1 pseudogene is annotated in these 577 nt (G+C 44.0%); it reads left to right on the forward strand.

Annotated features, from left to right (window positions below):
* Positions 1–111: 111 nt before the first annotated feature.
* Positions 112–577, forward strand: a pseudogene (locus R7R24_RS28995) (pilus assembly protein TadB); the annotation flags it as partial.

Below are 577 nucleotides of genomic sequence, written 5' to 3' on the forward strand. Positions count from 1 at the left end.
GGATTACATAGCAACAGGCATCGTACCAAGTTGCCATGATCAATTGATTAAACGAGGCTTAGACGTTCCATTTGAAATATTTAACGAAAAAGTCCGTTAGGAGGGTGTGCTATGGAAAGTCAATTCCCCCTATTTCTTCTTTTGCTGTTTTTGTCGGTGTTCTTTATTAGCCAAGCTTTGATCCTGCCTTCGGCGGGTAAAAAGGTGAAACACAAACAGCTCATTAAGAGAATTCACGAAAGCCACAAGCATATCGATCAAGAGAGTATCTCGCTGCTAAGAGAAAACTCTTTGAAGAATCTCTCGCCACTAGAGCGATGGTTAGTACGCTTTAGCTTGTTTGAAAGCTTTAAGAAAAAGCTCGAACTCGCGGGTATTTCGATGGGGTTCAGCCGCGTTATCTTCTTCACCTTTTTATCTGGGGTTGCGGTCGGTTTACTGCTCTATTTGTGGGGGCAAGTCTGGTACTTGTGCGCTGGGGTTGCGGTCGCTTGTTGGGTCTCTGCGTACTTTTATTTGCAAAAGAAAATTGCCGACCGTTTGATGAAATTTGAGGAGCAATTGCCAGAGGCCTTAG

It is taken from the genome of Vibrio sp. 704 (genome assembly GCF_033339295.1).